We start from the raw sequence: 22144 nt of genomic DNA, 5'->3' as shown, positions 1-22144 counted from the left end.
AATCTCTGGAGGGTGATAATAGTGGCGAAATTGAAGGGCATTCCTGCGGGTATGTTAAAAGGCCATTGATTGAATCATGGCCCTAACCGGATAACTTGTACCACCTGCTTTTGACCCATTCGGTGGGCGCGCCCGATCGCCTGCTCCTCAACCGAGGGATTCCACCAAAGATCATACAGAATGACGGTATCTGCCCCTAGCAGATTCAGTCCAGTGCCTCCGGCTTTCAGCGAAATGAGAGATATTTCTTTTTCCCCTTCAGTAAACCGTCGACAAAAACTTGACTCCCCATCTTACTTCAACTCTAACCTTATAACTAATACCATATAAACAAAAAAGACGTCCCAAATATTTCAGGATCGCCTAACAGGTCATGATTTATATCTCTATGAAATATGCGCAGGTTGCGTGCTTGAAACACCTTCCTCTATTGTTTGTCAATACTACGATGTAAACGACTTTCAGAACTTTTTTCGAGCTTTGTCTTACAAAAGCATATCGCCTTAACCGTTAAGACCACGATACTCCAACCGTTCCCATAAATTGTCATAACGTTGCTAATCTTCATCAGATACTCCATGTCTGAATTGTTCAAATAATTTTACACATTGCAGTGTCGCATTTTCATTGCGAATTTTAATAGCAGACGCAAGCCCATCTAAAGCACTTCTAGCTCCCTCATCATATCTTCCTTTTGTAAAATAATAACGTGACAGTTCGGCCTGAAACCGCACATATCGCTCTGCCCTTACTAAATAATTATATGTACCGTCGTCCTTTTGATTTAATGATAAAATATGATCTTCAAACTTTAGTAAAACATGATCTATATCGAACTGAAAACGATTAGCAGCTTGAAAAATCTTGGTTAACGCAGGCAGGATTTCATCTTCTTTTGTTTCAATAAATCCCACATATTCAGCAATAATTTCAAAATCACCCATCATTACCTTATATAAATATGTATTCGCTATAGCCCACATTTTAAAATTATCTTTAATCGCAAGTGCTTCTTCCGAGTCCTCTTTAACCCAGCTCAAGTCGGAATATAATGCCACATATCGTAATGCCTGCTCATAATCACCACGCTCATCACAGACAGCTGAACACATCAAATATGAATAAATGATATATAAAAACAACGGCTTTTGGGGCTCTTTATCATGATGATAGCGAATGCCATCCTTCTCATATTTAAAAGCATATTGAATCTTTGCCTTTCGTCCCATCTCTTTAGCCAACATATCAACCTTACTCCAATGGCGCAGAGAGCAGTATACATTGGCCAAATCTTTTAGCGCATCAAGCTGATCCACTTCATCTAAACGTTCGACGAATTCCTCAAATTTGGTGGCTGCCCGAAGATTTTTTTCCTGATCATGACCTAATGAGATTGTAAACAGTCGATAATGGCACAGAGCTAACCGTTCAGAATGTTGATATTTCTCACTCTCGGCTACTGATTCGTAAATAATTGAGGCAGCTGAATTTTTACCCTGATTAAACAAATCCTCTGCTGTGTCAAAAAGCATCGGCACATAAGCTAGGTTATCCGTCATGTATCGAACAACCTTCTGAATTAGCTCCAGCTTATCCAGTTCGGCACAGCGGTACAAAAACGGCTTTAGTCTTCGCCAATTCAGCGGATAAGCAAAACATTCATCCGCATACAGCTCATAAAAGCTGCCTTCGGGAAGTCCCATCGCCGATACCATTCGATCTAATTGCTGCATAGCAATGGGGCGTACACCCTTAATAATAGTGCTTAACGTCCCTGAGTTAATTTTTGATAGTTCTGCAAATTGATTTATAGTTAATCCCGTCTTTTTCAGGTGAAAATCCAATTCTGATCGTATCGTGGTTGTATGTATCAATTCAAACAACCTCCAATAAGAATATCCGCATACCGAACATCCATAATTTAGTATGACTCTATAGTAATAGTATAAATGAGTCTAACACCTGTCAATTAATGCTTAAAGTAACACATAACTCACTTTGCTAAAAGAATACCTTTTGCAATCACACACCATACTTGAATACATTTACAATTTAACACATGAAACTTTTAAGGACAATAATTAATATATAATGAAACTTTTAGTGACTCCAATATTAACTATCTTTTGTCTACACTTCTTATATAAGAGGAGTCGATACATATATGGAAAAATCGGTTGCAGAGAGATTGGGAATTGCTATACGAGAAATAAGAAAAAGCCAGAACTTAACTCAAGAGGAGCTTGCCGAAAAAATCGGGTCCTCGTTTAGCTATATAGGCAGGCTGGAAAGAGGGGAAGGCAATTTCACCGTGCAAACCCTCGAAAAAATTACAACAGCGCTTAATCTCGACTTCTTTGACTTTATATCATTAGGTAAAAAAGATAATGAGATCATATTAGAAATTAACTCGCTGCTATTACAGCAGGATGAAGAAAACCAATTAAAAGGATTAAACATCCTTAAAGAGTTGTATCGGAAATAAAGAATGAACATCGCAAAAGATATCTCTCTTCCTTATTCGATTCTTTTAAGGCAGCATTTCAATACGATAACTAACTCCTGATTATACGGGAGTTTTTTTATTTGTTTACCGAATTAAATAAATGAACAAAAAGAAAGAGCTTGTTTTGAAAAGGATTGATCAAAACAAGCTCTAATATTCATTGAATCAGATTCTCTAAAACTATTCCGTTTGTTCTATCATTTTTCCCTTCGTTTGTTTGATGCGAAAATTTCCTGACAAGTACAATCCGAAAAGCACAACGATGGTGGCTACGACCGAGTACCACGTAAGCGGTTCACCCAGTATGATGGCTGCCAGAATATAGCCCGCGACAGGATTTAAAAGTAGCCAGTTATTTGCTTTAACGGCATCTTGTTTCAATAAATAAAACCAGAGACCCATGCTAAAAATGGAGAGACCGAAGACGGACCAGATCAAGTATTCGACTAGATGCGCGTCCACATTGACCGGATTTCCAGACTCTAGAAAGAGAGCCGGAATCATAATAATCATTCCGCCAATGAATACCTGCCAAGCGTTGATCACAAGATTAGGCAACTGAAGATTGGCCTTTTTAAAGACGAGACTTCCAACAGCCATCGAAACCATTGCCAAAACAAGTAATAAAATGCCGCTTAAGGAGGCATGACTGTTTGCCAATGATGGGTAGGTTGCGATGAATAGACCTATGGCAGAAACACCCATACCCATCCATTCTTTTGCACGAATGTTTTTCCCCATGAAGATTAGGGAAAAAAGCGCAAAGACAAAAGGATTTATGGGTAGAAAGAGATTGAATATCCCGGCGGAAATGGTTCGAAGCGCTAAGTTGCCTAGACCAACAAACAACGAGGTATTCAGCAAACCCAGAAGCAGTAAAACGCCCCACTCTCTTTTGTTAGGTAAAGGGTATTTCCCCTTTCTAAATCCATAAATAAAGACCAGTAGCAGCACCCCGGCGATCAGAAAACGTAATGTCGCTAATGTTAATGGAGACGCTGAGAGCAGACCAATTTTCATGATAATGGCCCCCGAAGAATATAAAACCGTAAAAAGTAACCCAATGAACAACCCTTTCAAATTCATGACTCAACATCCTTCTCTCTGTTCATTTTGTGCCGTTCGAACCTTGCCCAAATGAGTTGAACTTAACACGGATTTATAATAGAATATATATAAAGATTTGAGAAGTACGCATAATTTTATTATATAGTATTAATTATTGAACTATTGGGAGGGATAAGGAGTTTGAGCGATCGTAAACATAAGAACCATGTGATTCCAAGTACAGAAGGGTGTCCTGTTGAAACAACTCTGGAAGTTATCGGGGGAAAATGGAAAGGTATTATTCTCTATCACCTCATTGAAGGTCCGAAAAGATTTAGTGAATTTCGCCGCCTCTACCCGGCCATTACTCAGTTCATGCTCACGCTGCAGCTTCGGGAGCTTGAGCGGGATGGCATTATTCATCGCGAAGTATATAAACAGGTACCACCTAAAGTGGAATATTCGCTTACTGAATTCGGAAAAACATTGGAACCGATCATTTTATCCATGAAGAGTTGGGGAGCAACTTATAAAAATAGAATTGTTGATATTCGTTTACAATCGCAGGATCCTGAAGAGGATGGCCAAAATAGCCAGAGCGATGGCTAAGCGACCTATTAAAAATCCAGACACCAGAAAATACAATTCAAAGCTAAGCGCCTTTTTCAACAACAGGTCAAGTTCTTCTAGCGATCTAAGGGTCTGCTCTATCTACTGGTTATCGTGGACTGCACTCTATTTTATTGACAGTTATAGCAGCCAATGTTATGATTCAACGTATCATTTATGAGGAGGCTCGTTATCTATGTTACATTCCATGCGTATAAGATAAGCCGGCAATAAAAAAAGCGGATTTTCCAAACCACAAGTGTGGGCTTTTTTTGAGCTGCTTATTTCCTGCGTATGTAGACATAGATTGCGACACGGTTAGCTTTTTTGCTATGCCTTTGTATCGCGATCTTATCTTGTTATCCATGCAGATTTAAGCCCCATTGTGGACTCGGATCTGTATTTTTTATTGCCAAAAAACAGCCGGACAATAAAAGATACAGAAAAATAAATATGAAAAGGGGCAAATCTTATGAGATCCATGCATTGGTACTTCTTTATTTAGACCTCTCTTCTTCAATCGCAGGAGATCCTGCGAACAGTAACTGCGATTTTTGAAGGGGGAAACAATATGGAATTATTGATAAAAGCAAAAGATATGGTTGTGGAATATTCGGGGCGCGATGTTCTGGACATTGATGAACTGGAGCTTTACGACTATGACCGAATCGGTCTGGTTGGTGCGAACGGAGCAGGAAAAAGCACACTACTAAAAGTCCTGCTGGGGGAAATTCCTTTGTCCCATGGTAAAGTTATTCGGGAAGGCAACTTCAGTTATATTCCCCAGTTGGATGATGTCATTGTACAAGAAATTCAAGATTACGCTTTAATAGGAAAGCTGGGAATTGAGAGCTGTGAAGCGGAGAATATGAGCGGCGGTGAAGAAACACGGCTAAAAATAGCCCAGGCCCTCTCCGGAGAGGTGCACGGAATTTTTGCCGATGAACCGACGTGTCACCTGGATCAGGGTGGCATAGACTTTTTGATCCACCAGCTAAAATATTACTCCGGCGCCTTGCTCATCATCAGTCACGACCGTTATTTCCTTGACCAAGTCGTCGATAAGATCTGGGAGTTGAATGAGGGGAAAATCACGGAATACTGGGGCGGATATTCCGATTACTTGCGTCAGAAGGAAGAGGAACGGTATAGCCAGGCTGCAAGATATAAGCAGTTTACTGCGGAACGGGAGCGGCTAGAGAAAGCCATTACCGAAAAGCTTAACCAGGCTCGAAAAGTGGATCAAAAGGCCAAGGGCGCTTCACGAAAAAACAGCTCCGAAAGCGGCGGCCGTCTGGCTCATCAAAAATCGACGGGCAGCAAACAGAAAAAGCTCCACAATGCCGCTAAACATATGGAGCATCGAATCGAAGCGCTGGGTGAGGTACCCCCCCCCTGAAGCCATACGATCTATCCGTTTTCGGCAAAGCAAAGCCTTGGAGCTTCATCATCCGTTTCCGATTACCGGGAAAGACATTTGCAAACAGTTTGAGGGCAAGGAGATTTTCGAGGAGGCCTCCTTCCAGTTTCCATTGGGTGCCAGGATCGCAGTCACCGGTGCGAATGGATCGGGCAAAACGACGCTTTTCAAGATGATACTCCATCGTGAACATGGTATTTCCGTATCCCCTAAAGCGGAGATCGGCTATTTTGCCCAAACGGGTTACAAGTTTGACCGTGATCAGGGGGTTATGGAGTTCATGTTGGAAGACAGTGATTATGAGGTATCGGAAATTCGAGCCGTTCTGGCATCGATGGGATTTTCTCAGCAGGACGTACGCAAGGATATATCCGTGTTGAGCGGCGGAGAAATCATTAAATTGCAGCTTGCCAAAATGCTGTTGGGGCGATATAACATCCTGCTGATGGATGAACCCAACAATTTTCTGGATCTTCCAGCGGTGGAAGCGCTGGAACAATTGATGAGGAACTACGCAGGAACGATCATTTTCATTTCGCACGATGTCCGTTTGATAGAGAATGTAGCCGATACCGTATATGAAATCAAGGACAAAAAAATCGTTCAGAGGCATTAACGACTGTTCGGGTCTTCGAGTGGGTAAGCGGGGTTCAAACACAAAAAAATTTGAAGACAGCACTTCGTAATATGATCAAATAGGGCACCCATAGGGGTGCCCTATTTCAGTTGCCCCAATGGCCACTGGCGAATCTCAAACAGCCCGTCCTATCCAAGTCCTTCGAAAACAACGCGCAAACTTATGAACCGATTGAATACAACGGTGGTGCGGCAGAGCAGCTTTGCTCAAATGATGGGCAGCCACCTCTCCGACTATGTTTCTACTTGTCTACAACGGGTTTGAAAGTTGGTATTTGTAGCATAACCACTTAATGATTGTCAAACAGGACATCCGCGGTGAGCTGGATGTGCGCTCTAAAGATCTGTACAGCACGATCACTGTCGCGGCTAAGAACGGCATCTGTTAATGCCTTATGTTCAGCGAGGCCATCGCGAACTTGCTGTTTAGGGGGCGAACAATGTCGATAAAATTCGCTCAAATCCCAAAGGTTGCTGCAGATATCCAGGAGAACCGGATTGGGACATGCAGCTATAAGTTCGTAATGAAATTGACGGTGGATCTCGGACCACTCTTCGCGAACGATAAGCTTTTCATTTACTTCCTTGTGCTCAGCCGTCTGCGATAATTTGTGATGAACGGCGATTACATTGGACTCCCATGTGAGATCGCCATAAGCGATGGATAGGCGTAAAGCTTCGGATTCATTGATTAACCGTGCTTGTATGATGTTATTCAGCTCTTCTTCCGACGCCGTCTTTACTGAAAATCCGTGGTTAGGGTTTTGCTGTACAAGACCTTGGGTCGCCAATCGGGTCAGCGCTTCTCGAACAACGGCAACCGAGACCTCAAAATCTCTGGCTAATTCCGAAACTTTCAATGGAAAGCCGGGTTCATATTGTCCAGTCAGAATATCGGACTGTAGTTTCTTCGTGACATTCTCGCTTAAGGTGGACGAACCGTTCCTTTTGGCCATGAAGCAGCACCTTCCTTCATGCACATTATAATTATACGTATTTCGATAGTTTACACCGAAATTTATAAAAAAACAAAGACTAAATTCAATAATGTACAATAAAAACGATTATACTTTACAGAATCGATTATGTTGTGTATTATCGACATTGAAAAATAAAAGGAGGTAATATACAGTGAACAACAATCCATTTTCCAAGTTGCCAGAAGTCGCAGTCTTTCAATTGACGAGTAACGACATTGCGGAGGGCCTTCCTCTACAGCCCCAGCAATACTCGGAGATGTCAGGATTGGAAGGCAGCAAAGATTTTTCGCCCCATTTGAAATGGTCGGGTGCACCCGAAGGGACAAAGAGTTTTGTCGTAACCGCGTATGATCCGGACGCCCCGACCGGATCAGGCTTGTGGCACTGGGCCGTCATCAACATTCCTGCCAGCGTCACCGAACTGCCGACCGGTGCAGGTGACGAGCATAGCAGTGGTTTGCCGCAAGGCTCCTTGCAACTGCCGAACGATTTGCGACTTGAACGGTTTATCGGTGCGGCGCCTCCAGCGGGACACGGCCCTCATCGGTATTATTTTGTCGTTCATGCGCTGGATGTCGAGAATATTGGCGTCGCCCCTAACTCCACACCGGCTCTCCTTGGATTCACCATGCTGAGCCATACGCTGGGAAGAGCCGTTCTCATGGCAACAGGGGAAATCAAGTAATCCAAGCTGTTGAGGCATGGGAGACGATGGTATGAAAAATTTTGGTGTTCGTATACAACAAGAGCTGAAAAGTCTAATGCTCCAAGCGACGCAGCATCAAAATATATGCCCCAAGTGCCAGCAGCCCATTCTAGTTTTGAAGCATACGATCATTTGCGGCTGTGGGAGCAAGATCAAAAACAAATTCAAATTCAAATTGTCCAAAGTAACAGAAAAGTCCTCAATTTTGAGGACTTTTCAGTATTTTGGCGATGAGCATCTACCAAGCAAAGTATTTAAAGCATTCCCCTGCAATGCTGTTTTATCCTATAGAAATGAGGCATTCCAATGCAATCCAATCAAAGCGTTCAAAAAAATAACAGAGAGTTATTACTTGGTTTACTTGTCTTTACGCTCATTATTTCCGTCATGAATGCAACCATGTTTAATATTGTACTTCCTAATATCAGCGAACAGTTTCAACTTTCTCCATCGCAAGCGAGCTGGATCATCACAGGCTATATGATTGTATACGCAATCGGCTCGGTAACCTACGGAAAATTGACAGACAGATACAGCCTGAAGAATTTGTTGACGTTTGGCCTGCTACTTTTGCAATTGGATCTATTGTAGGCTTAGCGGCTATTCAATATTGGATGGTAATTGTGGGTCGAATTGTGCAGGCAGCTGGTGCATCGGTCATTCCAGCGATTGCAATGATCGTCCCGGTTCGTTACTTCTCTCCTGAAAGCCGCGGTCGTGCGTTGGGTACCGTTGCAATCGGATTTTCACTCGGTTTGGCAATGGGTCCGATCATTGCTGGAGTGGTAAGTAGTACGTGGAACTGGCGGGTTTTATTTGTAATTTCGCTTTTATCGTTGCTTACGTTACCGATGTATCGGAAATATTTAGATGAAGAAAAGGGAGTTGCCAGAAAAATCGACTTTATTGGCGGATTGCTTTTGGCGGGCACAGTGGCCATTCTGTTACTGGCTTTAACAAACGGAAGTATCTGGTTTGCCTTGGTGGGTACTATTACTCTCATTTTTTTCTTATTACGTATACATACACTTCGGCGCCATTCATTAACCCGGCTATATTTCGAAACAAACCTTTTACATTCGGTCTAATTATTACTTTCGTAATGATCGGGATTAGCTTTGCCATTCCATTCATTACACCTCAGTTGCTTTCTTCTGTAAACCATTCGTCACCTGTTTTCATCGGAATGGTTATGTTGCCGTCATCTTTAATGGCCGCGTTTTTGGGTCGGCGCGGCGGCAAATTAGCAGATGAAAAGGGAAATCCGTTCCTTGTTTATACAGCAGCGGCACTTCTTCTGATTGGCTTTATCTCTTTGTCTTCCGTCGTTGGCATGTCGCCAGTTTTTATTGGGATCTTTCTTATTTTTGGTGCTGTTGGTCAATCGTTCATGCAAATTGCGATGTCGAACACCGTTTCACGAACGCTATCAAAAGAGCATATAGGAGTAGGTATGGGATTATTCTCCATGATCACTTTTATTTCTACGGCAACATCAACAGCTGTTATCGGCAAGATACTGGATTTGGGCACATCGACCATTCGCTTAAATCCGATACCACAAAATAGCACGACTATCATCTATAGCAATATTTTTATGGTGCTTGCCATTCTTATCGTTGTGGTAGCTGCGTTTTATTATGTACAGTTTGGGCGTGCAGTTAAAATGGATGCGGACGAAAAGATGAATAGCGAACCCGTTACTTCGAAAGGTTGATATTGAAATGCCCAAGTCAGATCGGGTTAGATCACCATCAAATCGGAACATGTCTTGCGACTTCAATGGGACTATGTTGATGTCCCCCGATACACATTGATGTACCGCAAAAAAACAGAGCGCTGATAAAATCAACGCTCTGTTTATTAAGACATTATTTTTTGAAAGTCACCTTTTTAGATAATCCATCTTCCAGGTTCATTTCACCTTTATGGCGGACGAATACATTTTGGGTTCCTTCAAATTTTGGAGGGTTCTTCGGATCATAGTCAACCCAGCGACTATTCCCATTCCCTTTTCCATTTCCATTCACAGAGTACTCCATGTACTGGGTAGCACCAATGAGCTCATTTTTCTCATCATCAGCTTCAACATTAGGTGGTAATTGAGCAACCGTACCATTATGCACACCCAGCTCTTTAATAACTTTATCTGTTTTATAATCATACGCTTTTATTGTTACATCATTTCCGTTCACTTCAACCTGAAGTCCCTGTTTAAAATCAATGCCGGTTTGCACTTCGCCACCATTAGGACCTGCCGATGCCCAGCCCATTTGAATACCAGCTGTGTTCACAACAGTAAAACCACGCTTATCTCCACCTTCAACTACCTTTTTACCTGCCCAATCCGGAAGATTCAGATCCCAGTGACTGTGGCTTGTAAAAAGAATGACTTGCGGATAATCCTTTAAGATGGCTTCTAATTTTTCTTGGTCTAAGTAATCACCTGTATAGGGGGATTGATTGGAGCCTGAAATACTATCCTTCAGGACATGATGACTAAAGAGAAAGATGGGTTTATTGGGATCATTCTTTGAATATTCTTCAAGATTCTGCTTTAACCAATCAAGCTGCTCATCACTAAGATAAACCTCATCCCACAAGGATTTATCATGGTAGTGCATATATTTTTCGGTTCCTATGAAAAGCAGCGGATATCCGTCTAACTCTTTTTTATGATAGACTTTCTCTTCGCCAGTAAAGTTATAAAAATTTTGGAACATTTCGGATTCTGGCGTATGATTTGGCCACGTGTTTTGCGATAATGTATTCGGTGTTGCCCATTTCGGTTTATAAAACTCATGATTTCCTATGCTATACCATACATTTTCTGGATGGGGATTATGATCTAACACCTGTTGTACGGCTTGATATTCAAAATCCCACCCTCGGTCCGTAATATCACCATTAACGATTAATGCTTTTGAAGCTGGGTTTACCTGTTTCATATCGTTAAGTACATGCTTAAAGTCATTGTAATCCCCTTGAATGTCGCTAATGACATCGAAAGCAAGACCTGGATTTTTTGAAAATAGATGTTCATCCAGTTTTGCTTGAGCTGATCCTGAAAAAGCACCTATATTGAAAATCATAGATGTTGCCATAATACTTGTTAGTAGCTTCTTCACAATTATTCCTCCTAGTTATCATCATTTTCAGAATATCATCCGCAAAACGATAAGTTTCTATCTTATTGTAAACAGGAAATATTAAGGTAATATTCTCCTAGAGTAAATAATCACAAAAAAATGTAAATAAAGCAAAGTTGCAACAATATTTATAAAATAAAAACACATTCGAATTTGAATGTGTTTGCGCATCGTACTAACAAAATGTTGTTCCGCTGATGAAGATATTACCTTCTCCCCTGATCCAGTAACCATTGTTTGATATCATCGCCTTCCAACCTTTTTGGATTCTCTTCAGATCCAACAAAAATATGTTAGGCAGAGACTTCATCAATCCCGCTAACTTCTTCAAAGCTAGTTCCATAGAGAAGTGCTCCATCAAGCAGGGCGTTTGTTAAATCAACATTAGAAAACTTTACGTAGCTTAGATTTGCTTTTCGAAATGATGCTCGCCTCAAGCCTGATCCAGATATGTTAGCAAAGCTAAGATCTGCATCATCAAAAGAGGATTTTTAGGGATGCGTAATCAAATAGTGTTTTACTCAACATACATTCCGTAGAAATTTGTTTCATCAAATGATGTACTTCAACATCACTTTCCCTCAAATCATACATAAAGCGTGTCATCTGGAAGCTATTCCTTAATTGTGTTAATCCTCGTAAGCATCCTCTATTTTAGGTATAAATGGGGATAGGAAAGGATCATTATGCTCCATGATTTCTCCGCGAATTAAAGTGTAGACCTTGAATTCATTGAAAAGTTCTGCATCGTCACTATCTCTTATATACAGAACACCATAAGATCCTGGAGCCAGCTCCCCAATCTTCCTTAAAACCTCAATTGGATTATTCTTTGTCACAGGTTTGTGATTATTAAGACCTGCTATCCAAACTTGATAATCACCATTTACTGCTCTTAAATCCAATACTCCGGAGGGCCACTCTATCTCATCGAAATACTTTCGAATATCTTGAACAATGAACGAGTACTTTTCCTCATCATCTTCAAATGAGGAACTCTCTCTAATGGTTGCCCATCCGTGATACTCATACATTTCATTTCATCCTCTCATGGTTTTAAAGTCTTAGTATCAATGATAATTTCCACTTCGTATCTTTCAGCGTACTCTTGGAGTTGTCGAATTACTCTATCATCGGGTTTTCCTTCAAAATGAAAATAAGCTTTTCTACCTGTCTCAATAGCAGCTTCTATCGTAGCTTTTGCCTGCTTTCTGAATTGCTTATCTAAACTGTTCAATGGCGGCTTGGTTTGTGCTATATACTGATCGCTTATTGCATCAAACTCACGTCCATTAGGATCATTGCTAAATTTCACTCTAGACTCACCGCCTAGTTTTTTAGCCAACATATCGGCAGCTTTATCTTCCTTAGGAACCTTTACTAAATTTCCTGAATAGTTCCCATTAGCTTTTGGCGTCTTCTCTACTCCCTGCCCCTTACCCCCATCTCCCCCCGAATCATGCATGAGATTGGGAATGTTCTTTATCCCAATCCGGTTAAGAGCAAAAGCGCCTAAAGCCATGGCTCCCTGCTGCCCCAGATAGGCCGACTTCCCCATCTCATTCATTCGCTCTTGCTCGGCCTGTATCCTTTCACCGAATTTCTCGCGGGTGTCGCCAACGTCAAATACCATTTTGGCGCCCCATATGGTCGAATTCACGACCTCCTCAGCAGTCCCTATTGTAACATCGTAAGCCATCTGTTTACCGGTTCCGATCGGATCTTCGACCAAGGCGTTTGTCTTATCTTCAACCGCTCCCCACATCTCGGCGGCCCCCGATTTCGCACCTTTAGCGAAGTCTTTGGCTTCATCACCCAAATCTTTGAGTTGGTCACCAAACGACTTTACCTCAATGGCCTTACCATAGTGGACATTGCTCGTCCCTGCAGGATTTAAGATCTGAGGAGCCGTACACCTGGGATCTAACTGGCCCTGCTCATTGTCCACCTGCATGAATTTATAGGCGATTCTCTTCAATTCCAGACTGGTGACCTGCATATGCTCGATCGTCAATTTCATGTCGCGATAGGCCTGCTGAAAATCATAATAAAATCTCGAACACGTCGTACCATCCCAACACGACGCCAGCATCTGAATCTGTTGATTCAGCGTGTTTTTGTTCGCTTCCAGCTGATCAGAGGCCCTGTCGAATTGATCCGACACTGCCAGCAGCACCTCAGGAGGTACAAGTATTTTGGACATACGTCAACCTCTTCGTCATTTTGTTAGATAGTCATTCTACTTCATTTCAAATAACTGGAAAAGGTTCCAAGGTCCTTCATATGCCTCTGACAGCCGCTTTCTATTATCGGGGTATAGTCAATTATGACTAGGTTCAGTCTCTTTCTGCTTGTACGATAAAGGGTTCAGCTATTTATGAATGGATATCTTCATGTTTCCACTCAAATCCACACTGCCAAGCTTCCATTAAAAAAACCAGCTCAACCCACAAGTGTGGTAATGAACTGGTTCTATGCATACGTATTTTACGCAGGCTCAGATTTGCTCACGCGATCCGTGATCACTGCGATAGCTCCATCTCCGGTTACATTACAAGCCGTTCCGAAGCTGTCTTGCGCAATATAGAGGGCGATCATGAGCGACGTCAGTGTCGTATCGAAGCCCAGCATGGACTCCAGCAGTCCCAATGCTGCCATGACAGCGCCTCCGGGAACTCCGGGAGCGGCAACCATCGTAATGCCCAGCATCAGAATGAATGGGAACATCATGCCGAGGGAAGTCGGCATCCCTGTCAGCAGCATGACGGCCATCGAGCAGCTCACCAGCGTAATCGTGCTGCCGGATAGATGTATGGTTGCGCACAGAGGGATGACAAAATCAGCGACCTTCCCACTGACTCCGTTCATCTTGGTTTGGCGCAGCGTAACCGGAATGGCAGCGGCAGAAGACTGCGTACCTATCGCCGTAAAATAAGCTGGCAGCATGTTCTTCAGCATGGCAAACGGATTCTTGTGCGCGACTTGCCCCGCAACCAGGTATTGTATGATCAGGAACAGCACATGCAGGACAATGATCATAATGAATACTTTGGCAAAGACCGACAGGATCGTGGTCACTTGCCCGCCATAGGTTAAGTTGGCAAACACGCAGAGGATATGATACGGCAGCAGCGGAATGATGATCGAGGCGATCAGCTTCTCCACAATCTCCCGGAAATCAACCATGACCTTCTGCAACGCTTGTCCTTTGATTACGGCCGCTCCGAGCCCCAGCGTAAAGGCAAGCAGCAGAGCAGTCATTACCCCGAATACAGGCGGCATATCAACTTTGAAAAAAGGTTCCAGCAGCGCCTCTTCCGGATTGGTGTAGGAATTAACCAGACCACCAACCTCCAACATATACGGATACAATAGCGTCGCTGCCAAGAACGCCAACAGCCCCGCGATAACGGTGGAGAGATAGGCAAGGCCCGTGGTCACGCCCAGCAGGCGGCCGGCCCCTCTTCCCAGCTCCCCGATCCCTGGAGCAATAAATCCGATGATAATTAAAGGTATGGCAAAACCAAGGAAGTTTCCAAACAACCCGCTAAAGGTAGCTAATCCGGCAACCAGCCATTCCGGTGAGAACGATCCGATCGCAACGCCGAGCAAAATGGCTATAAGGATTTTCGGCAGTAAGCCGAGTTTTTTCATGTTCATGCTGATATCACCCACAGATGTTATTTTCGTTTATTGTCCACTCCAAACGGACACAATCCATTGGACATGGAATGAACAAACTTTATCATATTCTGGATATCATTGTCATTATGCAAAATATGACAACGAAACATACCAGTAACAGATCAGATGATAGATATGGACACCAAATAAATAATGGAAAGGCGAAATGCCTACTCCGGTTCAAGCATGCGCAAAATTGAAGCCAGCCCCGCTCATTTCTGTGCGGGGCTGACTTCATTGGAATGGTTCCATAGAACCCTAATATGATGAGATAACGGCAGGATTAACTCCAACAGATCAGCCATTATCCTTCTGCTATAAGTCAAGCTCCTTGGCTACTGTTGCCCACCCAACCAATGGCTAGGTGAAGTCACTCAGCGGCTTGAATTAATGCACCTGATCGAGCAATTGATAGGCCTCTTCCTTCGTTGTCACCGCCAAGAGCGCTTCTCTAAAATCATCGTCCATCAGCTTACGGGACAACATTTGCAGCACTTTCAAATGCGCATTCTGTTTACTATTACGCGGCACGGCAATCATAAAGATCAGTTTGGCTTCGCTGCCGTCCAAACTCTTCCAGTCGACACCATCCTGCTTGATACCAAAGACCACGCTTGGTTTCAGAACAGCATCCGATTTACCGTGAGGGATCGCAATATTCATGCCGATGCCGGTGGAGCTTTCTTGTTCCCGGGCTAATATGGCCTGTTTAAAATCTCCGTCAGCTCTTACCGCCCCATTCCGCTCCAATACACCGATCATTTCGTCGATAACCGCATCCTGTGTCGTTCCGACCAGATTCAGGTTAATGAGATCCGGTGTTACAATATCCGTCAATTTCTCAACGCGGATAGCAGGTGTTTCCGTTGCTGTACCGTTATTGATCACGGTTGAAGCCACTTCGGTTAAGTCCGCAGCCATGGGTGCAGCTGCGTCTACTGCCGACGCCTCACCTGCTCCGGCAGGACCCTCTATCGCTCCTGCTCCAACAACTGCAGGAGTCTCAGCCGCAACATCTTTCTTGAGCAAGCTCACCATGATAACCGATACGGCTGCGCCGACAATGACAGCGAGGAAGAACATCAACACATTATCAACGGCACCGAGTACGGCTACAATCGGCCCGCCATGGGCTACACTGTCACCGACACTGCCAAACATCGCAACTACCGAACCAGCCATCGAACCGACCATGATACTTGGAATGACGCGTAGAGGATCTTGCGCCGCAAATGGAATCGCTCCTTCGGTAATCCCGAACAGTCCCATCGTAAATGTTGCTTTTCCAGCTTCACGTTCCGCAGGTGTAAACTTCCTTTTGTTAATCATTGCTGCCAGTCCCATTGCAATCGGAGGAACACAGATGGCAACGGCAATTTGGCCCATTATCACATAATTCCCTTCACCGATCATGGCCGAGCCGAACAGGAACGCAACCTTATTCACGGGACCACCCATGTCAAAAGATATCATCGCGCCCAGAATAAGCGCCAACAGAATCGAACTTGTGCCCTGCATTCCCGCGAGCCAGACGGTTAACGCTTCAAACAGATCCGCAACTGGAGCACCAATCACAAAGACGAAGATTAACCCTACAACTAGTGAAGCCAGTACCGGGATAACGATAATGGGCATAATCGGCTGCAACGACCGAGGAACCTTGATCTTTTTAATAGCAAGTGCAACATAACCCGCCAGGAAACCAGCAATAATCCCCCCGATGAATCCAGCTCCCGCTTCACTTCCATAAAAGCTGCCGTTCGCAGCAATGAACCCGCCGACCATACCTGGTGCAAGACCCGGCCTGTCCGCAATACTCATTGCGATAAATCCGGCAAGGATCGGAACCATGAAGGTAAACGCAGCCGCGCCGATACTCTCAATCGTTTTCCAGATCGAACCTTCCGGTATAACCAGACCACCCGGCGTTTTCACGCCGCCCATCGTCAGTGCGATTGCGATGAGCAGCCCACCGATCACGATAAACGGCACCATATAGGATACACCGTTCATCAAGTGACGGTAGATCGGATTTTGTTTAGGTCTGTTCTCTTCTGTATCTTCGACTGACTTGGACTGTGCCTGATAGACGGGCACATCCCCTTTCATCATCCGTTGGATCAGCTCTTCTGGATGTCGGATACCATCCTGCACCCCAACGACAAGCAGTTTTTTACCGACAAACCGGTCCTTCACCACCGTTTTATCCGCAGCGATAATAATACCATCGGCTTCACGGATATCCTGCTCCGTGAATTGATTTTCCACGCCAATGGAGCCTTGGGTCTCGATCTTCAACTCAACGCCCAGCTTCGCGCCTGCCTTCTGCAGATTCTCAGCAGCCATATACGTATGTGCAATTCCATTAGGACATGAAGTAATCGCTAATATTTTCATGATCGTCATTCTCCTTTGCTCTCATGTTCCCGCTTACATTTATAGTGTACACGCTGAAAACGCTGTTATTGGATGAACTTTTTACCGGAACTTCCGGAAAAACAGTTTATTTCGCAATAAAATATCCCCACAAAGTGGAGCCTGTGCTACGATGCTTATTCCAAATACTTTGCGGGGACCCCAAAAAAATGTAAAAAGCAGGACGTATACGTCCTGCTTGATCGTCACAGTTCCTAATACTAATATTACCCTTTTAACGTACTCAGCAATCGCAACACGTCCGTCTCCTTAGACAACGCACTGACCAATGCCGGCTGCTCACTGATCCGTGACAATTCCCTGAACAGCTGCCGCATCTCTTTCCGCTCATCATGCTTGATAGCAAGCAAGAACACAAGCTCTACCTTCTCAGTTCCCCAGGTAATCGGCTGCTTCAATGTAACAACAACGATGCAGGACTGTTTAACCCACTCCGAGCTGCCATGAGGGATGGCAATGCCACCCCCAATCGTCGTAGCAGACATATTCTCACGATCCAGCACACTTTCCGTGTACCCTGCCTCGACATACCCTTTGTCCTCCAGCATTTGCGCAAACTTGGCGATTAACTGTTCTGGACGCTCTATCTCCTGCTGTGGAAAGACGAGAAAAGGTGTCGTATATTTCAAAAAGACCGATTCCTCAGCCGCCCTGTTGTCCGGCTCATCAAGCTGCCGGATCGCTTGCTCCAGCTTACGCTCGTCACTGGCCTCGAGCAGAGGGGAAACGAGGATATGAGGTGATTTTAGCTCGGGCAGATCAACGGTCGTAATGACAAGATCCACCTCATGAGCAGCCAGATAATCCTGCACTTCCGCTCTGGACATCGTTGTCTCCACATGCACGGACGGGAATCTCCGTTCCACCTTCGTGAGAAGCAATTGGGACATCCCAATGCCCATGTGACACACAATAATGACCTTTTGGGGGTGGCTCGCGTTCTGGTGAAGCCGTTCAACAGACGCCTGAAAATGCAGCGTCAAATATGCTGCTTCCTCTTCGGGGAAGTACAGATGGAGCGCTCCCCCTACCTCTTCCAATGCTATAATGACCCGATCGAACATATAGGGATACATCTTTTTGATCTCAGCCAGCATCGGATTGGACACAGCCAGACCATAATGAAGACGGTTCATGGTCGTGTACAAATGCACTTTCAACCCGTTCAATAATACCTGGTCCTTGGAGAAAGGGATCATATTCAGCTCCGACATCCGCCGAATCAGTTGCTCAACCAATTGGGGCAAGAGGGGGTGGCTGTCTGCTAGATCGCTCCGCCCAATGCCCCCATCCTCCTGCGTGTATCGTAACTTCCCGCCAAGCAGGTGCAGGGTTAGATAAGCAGTTTCTTCCTTGGAAAAAGGTACAGCAAACAGCTTTTGCAGCTGCTTCAAAAAGTCCATCGCCCATGCAAATTCCGCTTTGTTCTCCAAAAAGGCAATGTCCTGCTCGGAGAGCGAAATCGGCTGTCCCAGCTTGGTCCGTTTGACCATGAGTAAAATATGCAGCATCAGGCTTTCAAGGGTTTCATCGGTGAAGCGGAGCTGATGCTGCTTTTGTAATGCCTTCAACTCATTGTATACGGTTGCAATCTCATGCGGTTCATACTGCTTACGCATCATCTGTCCCGTTAACTCCGGACGGTTGATCAACTGGTTCAACCGCGCCAGTGCCATCCGTTTGTTCTTCTCAGAGCCTTCAATCATTAATCCCACGCGCTGCTTAGTCATTAAGCTCAGATCAAAGCTGTGCAGCCAGCCCTCAATCTTCTCCATATCTCGACGGATAATCGTCTTGTTCACATAAAATTGTGAAGCCAGGTTCTGTATGGTTACGGGCTTCGCGTTCATCAAGAGCCGGTAAGCCAGGTGCAGCACTCTTTCCTCATCCGATTCATGCTCGGTGGAACTCTCGTTTGAATACAAACGGTGGAATAAATCAGTCTGATCTGCTTCTCCGATCTCCAGATAAACGCCGAGTCCCGGCCTTTTCACCAGATTACCACTGGAGTGCTTAACTATATATTCTTCAATCACTTTCAGATCGTTTCGGATCGTCTTCTCCGAGCACTCGGTATGATCCGCCAGATCCTGAACGAGCCACAGCCGGTTCGGTTCCATTAACAAATTGCGAAAAATCTCTTTTTGCCTATTATTCATTCCGATCTCCTATTCAACTTATTTGGAGAGCTCACTAATCGTGACCAGGTACATTGTCCTACGTATATCATATCCGGGTCTCAATGGCAATGATCTGGAATGTTACACGAAATTTATAGATTCGAATGGATCAAAAGAATGTTGACGCAAAAGCTGAGCATATATAGTAATTTAAAATCTGACGCAAACAAACAAGAGTGCCGCAGAAGCTTCGACACCCTTGTTCATGATCCGCATTATAATCCTCTTACATCTCAAGAAATTCGTTCAGTTGCACGGCATATCTTTCCTATAAAAGCCTCCACAGCCTCCCGCGCCGACTCCGCTCCCGTCACAGCGGATATCACCGCGACGCCATCCGCACCCGCTCCCATGACTTCCTCCACGCGCTCCACAGTAATCCCGCCAATCCCAACGATCGGCAGATCGATTCCAGCTTCGCGCAGTTCACGGAGGATCGCTGGGCCTTGCACCGCCTTGGCATCATCCTTCGAGCGGGTCGGATAGATCGGCCCGATGCCAAGATAATCGGCGCCGTGGAGAATCGCGCGCCTTGCTTCCTCCACAGTATGGGCGGAGACACCCAGAATCCGGTTGCCGATCCGCTCCCGTACGGAAGCCGCGCATTCGTCGTCCTGGCCGATGTGCACGCCATCGGCGTTCAGCTTCAGCGCCAGCTCCACATCGTCATTGACGATGAAGGGTACGCCTGCTTGGCGGCACTGATTCTGGATCCGGCGAGCCAACTGGATCATCGGCTCGCCAACAAGCGAGCCATGTCCCTTCTCACGAAACTGGACCATTGTCGCGCCGCCAGCCAGTGCTTCCTGCACAATCCGGCTTGGCTCTTCGAGACAGTTCACGCTGCCGAGTACGAGGTACATTCGTAGATGCCGTCTCATCATCTCGGATGTCACTCTCCCCGTCATCGCAGCACCTCCTGACGGCGGCGACGATACGCCCAGTGATTCGTGGGGCCGTGTCCCTGCCCCAGGTTTAAGCCGTCCTCAATGGCTGCCTGGATGAATAAGCGCCCGCTCTGAATCGCATCGAATGCACTCAAGCCTTTGGCCAGGCCTGCAGTGATGGCGGCAGAGAAAGTACAGCCGGTACCATGCGTATGAACGGTATGAATTCTTTTGCCGTATAATTCGGTGAAGGCCGTACCATCGTATACGAGGTCCATGACCGGAGGACTGTCGGGATTAACGTCATCCATGAAAATGGAAGGACGGGGCCCACGCAACTCCCCGGCGGGAATGGCAATTCTCGTTTGACCATACGTACTTTCGGACTGAGGCAACGCTTCCTGCTGCGTATCCGCCGCTATATCTGGTCCCCTGCCTCTTTCGTAATCATCGCCTTCACCGGTGCCCAGCATTCCCTCGTCATGGCCGCCTTTGATCACAATGATCTTGGGCCCCAGAGCATGAATACGTCTCGCCGCTTCCTTCCGATCTTCCATTGTGCGGATATACATCCCCGCCAATACTTCGGCCTCCGGTATATTGGGGGTGACGATTAACGCCAGCGGCAGCAAGTGTTCTCGTACAGCCTGCACTGCTTCGCTTTGCAGCAGCTCCGCTCCGCCTTTGGCGATCATCACGGGATCGACAACGACCTTCCCCCAGCCAAAAGCCCGAATCCGGTCAGCAACCAGGCGAATGATCTCGGCGTTGAACAGCATGCCTGTCTTCAATGCATCTACTCCGAGGTCCGATCCTACCGCTTCCATCTGCTCTGCGGCTGCCTCGGGGGGCAGCGGATATACGCCATGAACCCCCAAGGTATTCTGCACCGTAATCGCGGTAATCGCCGACATGCCGTATACGCCGAGCTCCTGGAAGGTTTTCAGATCGGCCTGAATGCCGGCACCGCCGCCGCTGTCAGACCCGGCAATCGTCAGTGCCCGGGGCACGCGTGTCTTGCTCATCGTGTGCCACCGGCAGCGGCCGCTTCCGCTTCCCGGACAGCGGCATATCCCGCCAACGAGCCTGGATGAAGTTTTGCCAGCTCATCCAGGAAAGCGATCTGGAAGCTTCCCGGTCCTTGGTCCGCCGTGCATTCCGCAGCTCTCGCCGCCGCGGCCCCGTAGAAGGCCAGACCCGCCGTACCCGCAAGCAGCAGGTTTGCTTCCACTGCGGCAAAGGCACCCAGCACCGAGGTCAGCAGGCACCCTGCGCCGGTGACCTTCGTGAGCAGTGCATCCCCTCCGGTAATGATGCGTACCTCTGTTCCATCGGTAATTACGTCCTCTTCACCGGTAATGGCCACGATCGTGCCTAATTCGCGTGCAGCCCGCACGGCCAGCTCAGCATGATCACTGCCCGTGCTGTTGCCAACATCTACGCCTTTGATCTCGCGCGCCTCCCCGACAAGGTGAGCGACTTCAGCCGCATTCCCGCGCACGAGCGAAACCTTCACCTCGCTTAGGATCCGCAATGCCGACTCCGTCCGAAAACGGGTCGCTCCCGCACCGACCGGGTCCAGCAAGACCGGGACGCCATGTGCATTCGCCGATTGTCCGGCGATGATCATCGCATCCACCAGCTCGCGGTTCAGCGTGCCGATGTTCAATACGAGCGCGCCTGCAATGGCAGACATATCCGCCACTTCCTCTGGCGCGTAAGCCATGACCGGCGACGCGCCCAGCGCGTACAAGCCGTTAGCCGTAAAATTCGTAACCACCACGTTTGTCATATTGTGAACGAGGGGGCTCGTCTGCTGTACCTTCGTTAAAAGCGCCGAAACTTCTTTTTCCCATGAACGCATTGGAATCAGCCTCTCTTATCTAAATTGGAATTTATGTCCT

General features: G+C 45.9%; 15 protein-coding genes and 4 pseudogenes. 5 read left to right on the top strand and 14 right to left on the bottom strand.

The window, feature by feature from the left end:
• Positions 1-83 precede the first annotated feature (83 nt).
• Together J7E85_RS30345 and J7E85_RS30340 are read right to left on the bottom strand one after the other, a co-directional pair.
• Positions 84-275, bottom strand: a pseudogene (locus tag J7E85_RS30345) (C-terminal helicase domain-containing protein); the annotation flags it as partial.
• 282 nt (positions 276-557) lie between these two features.
• Complete coding sequence (locus J7E85_RS30340) at positions 558-1874, bottom strand: helix-turn-helix domain-containing protein (protein ID WP_215163742.1); 1317 nt, start codon at positions 1872-1874, stop codon at positions 558-560.
• Between the two features lie 290 nt (positions 1875-2164).
• Here J7E85_RS30340 and J7E85_RS30335 point away from each other — a divergent pair, with 290 nt between their 5' ends.
• A complete protein-coding gene (locus J7E85_RS30335) occupies positions 2165-2485 on the top strand; it encodes a helix-turn-helix domain-containing protein (RefSeq protein ID WP_215163741.1) in 321 nt (106 codons plus the stop codon).
• Positions 2486-2686: 201 nt separating this feature from the next.
• Here the strand turns inward: J7E85_RS30335 and J7E85_RS30330 are convergent, their stop codons facing one another.
• Complete coding sequence (locus J7E85_RS30330) at positions 2687-3592, bottom strand: DMT family transporter (protein ID WP_215163740.1); 906 nt, start codon at positions 3590-3592, stop codon at positions 2687-2689.
• Between the two features lie 162 nt (positions 3593-3754).
• Here J7E85_RS30330 and J7E85_RS30325 point away from each other — a divergent pair, with 162 nt between their 5' ends.
• Both J7E85_RS30325 and J7E85_RS30320 read left to right on the top strand, forming a co-directional pair.
• Positions 3755-4162, top strand: coding sequence for a winged helix-turn-helix transcriptional regulator (locus J7E85_RS30325; RefSeq protein ID WP_076322785.1), 408 nt, complete (start codon positions 3755-3757; stop codon positions 4160-4162).
• Between the two features lie 571 nt (positions 4163-4733).
• Positions 4734-6198: pseudogene (locus tag J7E85_RS30320) on the top strand (Msr family ABC-F type ribosomal protection protein).
• Between the two features lie 310 nt (positions 6199-6508).
• On the opposite strand, the gene J7E85_RS30315 reads toward J7E85_RS30320, so the two are convergent.
• Entirely contained in the window at positions 6509-7174 is a 666-nt protein-coding gene (locus tag J7E85_RS30315; protein WP_215163739.1) for a GntR family transcriptional regulator, read from the bottom strand.
• A gap of 175 nt (positions 7175-7349) precedes the next feature.
• On the opposite strand from J7E85_RS30315, the gene J7E85_RS30310 reads away from it, so the two are divergent.
• Together J7E85_RS30310 and J7E85_RS35205 are read left to right on the top strand one after the other, a co-directional pair.
• Positions 7350-7883, top strand: a complete 534-nt coding sequence (locus tag J7E85_RS30310; RefSeq protein ID WP_215163738.1) for a YbhB/YbcL family Raf kinase inhibitor-like protein — start codon at positions 7350-7352, stop codon at positions 7881-7883.
• A gap of 327 nt (positions 7884-8210) precedes the next feature.
• Positions 8211-9621 (top strand): annotated as a pseudogene (locus tag J7E85_RS35205) (MFS transporter).
• Positions 9622-9775: 154 nt separating this feature from the next.
• Here J7E85_RS35205 and J7E85_RS30300 read toward each other — a convergent pair.
• The 10 genes and pseudogenes from J7E85_RS30300 to thiM all read right to left on the bottom strand — a co-directional run bounded on the left by J7E85_RS30300 (position 9776) and on the right by thiM (position 22104).
• Positions 9776-11032, bottom strand: coding sequence for a DUF4073 domain-containing protein (locus J7E85_RS30300; RefSeq protein ID WP_215163737.1), 1257 nt, complete (start codon positions 11030-11032; stop codon positions 9776-9778).
• A gap of 314 nt (positions 11033-11346) precedes the next feature.
• A pseudogene (locus tag J7E85_RS34985) lies at positions 11347-11529 on the bottom strand (pentapeptide repeat-containing protein); the annotation flags it as partial.
• A 153-nt stretch (positions 11530-11682) separates the two neighbouring features.
• Positions 11683-12087 (bottom strand): Imm7 family immunity protein, encoded by a 405-nt coding sequence (locus J7E85_RS30290; RefSeq protein ID WP_215163736.1) that lies wholly within the window; start codon positions 12085-12087, stop codon positions 11683-11685.
• Positions 12088-12101: 14 nt separating this feature from the next.
• Positions 12102-13256, bottom strand: coding sequence for a WXG100 family type VII secretion target (locus tag J7E85_RS30285; protein ID WP_215163735.1), 1155 nt, complete (start codon positions 13254-13256; stop codon positions 12102-12104).
• 284 nt (positions 13257-13540) lie between these two features.
• Positions 13541-14707, bottom strand: a complete 1167-nt coding sequence (locus J7E85_RS30280) for a dicarboxylate/amino acid:cation symporter (protein WP_215163882.1) — start codon at positions 14705-14707, stop codon at positions 13541-13543.
• A 417-nt stretch (positions 14708-15124) separates the two neighbouring features.
• Positions 15125-17134 (bottom strand): fructose-specific PTS transporter subunit EIIC, encoded by a 2010-nt coding sequence (locus J7E85_RS30275; protein WP_215163734.1) that lies wholly within the window; start codon positions 17132-17134, stop codon positions 15125-15127.
• 245 nt (positions 17135-17379) lie between these two features.
• Positions 17380-19332 (bottom strand): BglG family transcription antiterminator, encoded by a 1953-nt coding sequence (locus J7E85_RS30270; protein ID WP_215163733.1) that lies wholly within the window; start codon positions 19330-19332, stop codon positions 17380-17382.
• Between the two features lie 254 nt (positions 19333-19586).
• A complete protein-coding gene (gene thiE, locus J7E85_RS30265) occupies positions 19587-20261 on the bottom strand; it encodes a thiamine phosphate synthase (RefSeq protein ID WP_215163731.1) in 675 nt (224 codons plus the stop codon).
• Entirely contained in the window at positions 20258-21265 is a 1008-nt protein-coding gene (gene thiD / locus J7E85_RS30260; RefSeq protein ID WP_215163730.1) for a bifunctional hydroxymethylpyrimidine kinase/phosphomethylpyrimidine kinase, read from the bottom strand. Before thiD ends, thiE begins: the two co-directional genes overlap by 4 nt.
• Entirely contained in the window at positions 21262-22104 is an 843-nt protein-coding gene (gene thiM / locus J7E85_RS30255) for a hydroxyethylthiazole kinase (protein ID WP_215163728.1), read from the bottom strand. Before thiM ends, thiD begins: the two co-directional genes overlap by 4 nt.
• Positions 22105-22144: the final 40 nt, after the last annotated feature.

This window comes from Paenibacillus sp. ISL-20 (genome assembly GCF_018613005.1).
Classification (GTDB): Bacteria; Bacillota; Bacilli; order Paenibacillales; family Paenibacillaceae; genus Paenibacillus_AQ.
This window is presented reverse-complemented; position numbering and strand designations above follow the sequence as displayed.